Raw genomic sequence first — 5,330 nt, 5'->3', positions numbered from 1 at the left:
GAACGCAAGCAGCAGGACTATTTCATTTAAAAAAAGACGTACAAAGCTATAGCTATGAATTTGAAAACGGATTAAACGAAACCTATTTTGCTGAAAAAATAGCAAAAGTTTGTCAATTTCCATTTAAAAAATGGTCAATTCCTAAAAGTTATTTGTGGAAAAATATTGAAAGAACTGCATCTATAAATCAATGTTACACTGAGTTTACACATCCTAGGCAAGTTGCAGTTTTAGATAAACTATCTGATATGGGTGACGTTTTCTGCCTCGGACACTGGGGAGATGTGCTTTTTGATGATATGCATGTGGACGATAATCTTTCTTTTGAGAGTCAAGTGGAGTTGATGTCTAAAAAAGTGTTAAAAAAAGGCGGATTATTATTAGGAATAGAGTTGTGGAAGTCGTGGCAATTAGAAGGCGATTTTGAATCGTATTTGAAGAATAGAATTTCAGTTTTACTCCAAGAAATTAATATTCCAACGAGTGCGAATGCTCAAATTAGAGCTTTTAAAAGTCTTTATTGGGCCCCACGTTGGACAAGTGTAAATTTTTCTTATTTTGAATCTGTGGCTCCCGTTACTTTGCCTTATTATGACAATCGAATGTGTGAGTTTATATGCTCTGTTCCAGAGAAATATTTAGCAGGTCGACAATTACAAATAGCCTATTTGAAAATGCGAAACCCTACTTTGGCTAAAATTGCTTGGCAAGATCATCACCCTTTTAATTTGTATAATTATCATTTAAATAAAGCTCCTTTAAATTATCCTTTTCGAGCTTATGCTAAGTTTAAAAAAGAATTTTTAATTAAAAACAGCGTTGTAAATAATTATGAAAATCAGTTTATGGGTGCAGAAAATGATAAGCAATTAAAAAAATGGTTGTTTGAAAATGAAGCCTATAAATACTTTGTAGACCCCGAATTAACAGAAGAAATTTATAAACATTTTAAAGGAAATGAATTTTTGAAATATTCCCATCCCATTAGTACGTTATTAACTTTTTCATTGTTTGCAAAAATAAATAAACAAGTATAATAGCGATAAGTTTACTTTGGAATTTAAAATAAGTTCAAAAAAGGGATATGCTATCGATAATGATTAAAGTTTTATTAAACCTTAAAAAATGAATCAAAAAAATAGACAACGTATAGGATTGGTTTTGCCCAATATACCAGCTTATTCTGAGACATTTTTTAATTCTAAAATTAAGGGATTGCAAGATAATGGTTTTGAGGTAGTTTTATTTTCTAAATCTAAATCTCGGAAAAAACATCCAAAATGTAAAACAGTTTTCTCGCCCAATTTTACTATTCGTCCTTTTTTAGTTGTTGAGATTTTATTAATTTTTATTAATTGTCTTTTTTATTTTAAAAGTGCAAGAATATTATTTCAGTTAAATAAAAAAGAAGGATTGTCTGATATAAATTCGATTAAAAACATATGTATTAATAGTTATTTTTTTTCTCACAAACTCACTTGGTTGCATTTTGGATTTGGCACCATGGCTTTACAAAGTGAGCATGTGGCTGAAGCTATAAATGCTAAAATGGCAGTTAGTTTTAGAGGATTTGATTTTTACGTTTATCCTACAAAGCATCATGACTGCTATGCCCTGTTATTTTCAAAAAAAGTTAGGTACCATGTTTTATCAGAAAAGATGAAAACTACTTTAATAAAAATAGGGATTTCATCTAGTGCTATTTTTAAAATTTCTCCCGCAATTGATCTAACCCTTTTTGAAGTAAGTGAGGAAAAAATGATTAATAATGTAAAACAATTTTTAACAATTAGTAGACTTCATTGGATAAAAGATATTGAACATACTTTAGAGGCATTTTCTATTTTTAAAAATAATAAAATTCCGTTTCATTATACGATTATTGGTGAGGGAGTTGAATTAGAAAGCCTTATTTTTGCAGTTCATCAATTAGGATTGCAAGAAAATGTTACTTTTAAAGGTAAAATTCAGCATCAAGAAGTTAAAGCTATTCTAAAAGAAAATGAATATTACATTCAATATAGTAAACAAGAAGGGTTTGGGAATGCAGTGTTAGAAGCTCAAGCTATGGGGTTATTGTGTATCGTTAGTGATGCCGATGGATTAATTGAGAATGTAATTGATCAAAAAACAGGATGGGTAGTTCCTAAACGAAACCCTAAATTATTGGCCGATAAAATGATTGAAGTTGTACAGTTAGACAAAACAATCCTTAGTGAAATAAAAATAAATGCAATGAAAAGGGTACGTGAAGAGTTTAATATAGGAAACCAAAGTAAATTATTTACGTTGTTTTATAAAAACTAACCATATATACAATAGATAATTAGCGAATTAATTTATGATTTTTAACTTCTTAAAATATTTAAAACCTATTTGGTACTTTAATTTAAAATCAAACAAAGATTTTGGTTATTTTCCAACTGAATTTCAACTGCAAGAAGCAGGTTGTGTTTTTAAAAAAGAAAACAGATATACTTCCAAAGAAAGCATAGCTAGAGATTTAGCGTGGACTGCCTTTCAGTCAGGTTTTATACATGAAAATCAGGAAGTTGGTCTAGATATTTGGAGTGAAACAAAATTGCCTTTAGCAGATGAGTATTTATTTTTAAAGAAAAATTTTCACACTGCTTGGGTTTTATATGTATTAATAATAAGGATTTTTACATTTAATAACCCATTAAAAGAATATGTTGCTTTTAATAAACACAAAAATGTCAAAAGAATAGACTACTCTAATCAAGTTTACTCTTACCCAAAATACCATGATTATAATAGTGAATTAGTAAAAGAAGCACCTTTAATCTCTGTTGTAATTCCAACTTTGAATCGTTATCAATATCTGAAAGATGTATTTATTGATTTAGAAAAGCAAACCTATAAAAATTTTGAAGTTATTGTAGTTGATCAAACAGAACCTTTTCAAGATGATTTTTATAAAGGATGGAATTTTAATTTAACTTATTGGCACCAACAGGAAAAAGCATTGTGGAAAGCAAGGAATGAAGCCATTCAAAAAGCGAAAGGCGATTATATTTTATTATACGATGATGATTCATTAGTAGAGTCAGATTGGATTGAAGAGCATTTAAAATGTTTAGATTTTTTTAAAGCCGATTTGTCTTCTGGTGTTTCTCTTAGTGTTGTAGGAGCAGAAATCCCTAAACATTATCGTTATTTTAGATGGAGTGAGCAGTTAGATACAGGTAATGTTTTGTTGAAAAAAGAAATTTTTTATAAAATTGGTTTTTTTGATTTACAATTTGAAAAGCAACGCATGGGCGATGGTGAATATGGTTTGCGTTGTTATTTAAATGGATATAAAAACATCTCTAATTATAAGGCAAAACGAATCCATCTTAAAGTTAGTCAAGGCGGATTGCGTCAAATGGGAAGTTGGGACGGTTGGCGACCAAAAAAACTATTTGGACCAAGGCCTGTGCCTAGTGTTTTATATCTTTCAAGAAAGTATTTCGGAAATAAAACAACCAGTTTTTTATTAACTAAAGAAATAATTCCCTCTTTAGTTCCTTATAAATACAAAGGAAGTAAATTTGGGAAAGTGATTATTTTTCTTCTCACTCTATTTGTTTTGCCTTTAGTTTTTTTCCAAATTTATTTGTCATGGAAGGCAGCTTCTAAAATGTTGAAAAATAAGTAAAAGGATAGCCTGTTTTATTGATTAAACGAGCAATTTAAAGTGTAATATGAAAAAAATTAAGGTTTTACTTATTTAAGTAGAATTTTATAGAATTATTTATTTTGAATTATATAATTTTTTTAGAAAATCAGTTACATTTATAAAGTTAAAATTTAATTATCAAAATATATGAAATTTAAAAAAATTATCAGTGCTATATCCGTAAAGTTGAGGAATAAAAAAGAGAAATTATTTTTTCATGAACTTAATGGTAAAATTCTTAAAGTAGTAAAAGGAACTTTTGGCTCAAAAAAGGATGCTGATGAAGTTTGGTTTAATGCATTGGCTTTAAATAGTACTATAGTTTTTGATGTAGGATGTAATATTGGAAAAACAGCATTAGTAGCATTGACTAACGATAATATACAACAGGTGATTATGATCGATACAAATCCTGAGGCGTTAAGTTTGGCAAATAAGAATGTAATTAATAATAATTATATTCACAAAACAAAATCTTTTTTGGGTTTTGTAAGCGATAAAAATGACGAAGAAATTGATTTCTATACTGTTGGCCATGGATCAGCTGGCTCGATGTTTAAAAGTCACGCCGAGACGGCAGCAGTTTTTGGAATGTCGTATAAAGTTCAAACGGTTACACTTGATACTTTGGTAACCTTTTTTAAATCTATTCCTGATTTTATAAAAATTGATGTGGAAGGGGCAGAATTTTTTGTTTTAAATGGTTCAAAAGAAACGGCTAAATCAAATCGGATTAAAATATTAGTAGAGATGCATTCCAATGAAGTGTTGTCTATGAAAGAAAATACAGATAAAGTATTAAGTTGGTGTGATGAAGTTGGGTATGTTGCATGGTATTTGACGGATAAACAAAAGTTGATAAGTTCAGACCAGGTTAAACATAGAGGTAGATGTCATTTTTTACTAATGCCACTTGCGGATGATTTTCCAAGCTATTTATAAAGAATGAGATGAAAATTATACAAGTTATTGACACATTAAATGTTGGAGGAGCAGAAAGAGTTTTTGTAAATATGAATAATATTCTTTTTGAAAATCGTCAAAAAGTATCGATTTTATTTTTATTAGATGGTGGATTGTTGAAGTCTGAGTTGAATCAAGGCATTGTACAGCATGAATTACATAGAAAAAATAAATGGAGCTTAATAAAGATGAAAGAATGTAGTCAAAATTTAAAATCATTTGACATAATTCATTGCCATTTAAAACATGTTTATAGGTATGTGGCTTTAGTTAATTTTTTATTTCCTTTTGATGGCAAAATAATACTTCAAGATCATGGATTGTTTAATAAAAAAAAGAATTTTCATTTATTACTTTCTCAAATTTTTAAACCAAAATATTATATAGGCGTGAGTCGTTCACTTACAGAATGGGCAATTCAATATCTTGGTATTTCTTTTAAAAATGTTTTTTTACTTGAGAATAGTATTGTCAAAAAAGATAATAAGGCAGAGATATCAAAGCACTTTGATTTTATTTTAGTTTCGAATATTAAAAGAAATAAAAATAATGCCTTCGCAATTGAACTTGCAGAAAGTATGAATAAACCACTGCTTTTAGTAGGTAAAATTCAAGATGAGGATTATTATAATTCTATAAAGAGCAAACTTAATAATGCTATTAATTTAGATTCAACAATTTCAAA

General features: G+C 28.6%; 5 protein-coding genes. All 5 read left to right on the top strand.

All coding sequences use genetic code 11. The features are described from left to right. Nucleotides 1–1,037: asparagine synthetase B family protein (locus tag AC1XJX_RS13435; protein ID WP_482004504.1), on the top strand; the 1,037-nt coding region annotated here is incomplete at its 5' end. A gap of 88 nt (nucleotides 1,038–1,125) precedes the next feature. Next, nucleotides 1,126–2,307 (top strand): glycosyltransferase family 4 protein, encoded by a 1,182-nt coding sequence (locus AC1XJX_RS13430; protein WP_482004503.1) that lies wholly within the window; start codon nucleotides 1,126–1,128, stop codon nucleotides 2,305–2,307. A gap of 34 nt (nucleotides 2,308–2,341) precedes the next feature. Further along, nucleotides 2,342–3,661: a glycosyltransferase family 2 protein gene (locus AC1XJX_RS13425; protein ID WP_482004502.1), complete on the top strand. Its 1,320-nt coding sequence runs from the start codon at nucleotides 2,342–2,344 to the stop codon at nucleotides 3,659–3,661. 207 nt (nucleotides 3,662–3,868) lie between these two features. Further along, nucleotides 3,869–4,624 (top strand): FkbM family methyltransferase, encoded by a 756-nt coding sequence (locus tag AC1XJX_RS13420; protein WP_482004501.1) that lies wholly within the window; start codon nucleotides 3,869–3,871, stop codon nucleotides 4,622–4,624. A gap of 8 nt (nucleotides 4,625–4,632) precedes the next feature. Continuing rightward, nucleotides 4,633–5,330: glycosyltransferase (locus tag AC1XJX_RS13415; RefSeq protein ID WP_482004500.1), on the top strand; the 698-nt coding region annotated here is incomplete at its 3' end.

It is taken from the genome of Flaviramulus sp., from assembly GCF_982512915.1.
Note: the sequence above shows the minus strand (reverse complement) of the source record. Positions and strands in the feature narration are given on the sequence as shown.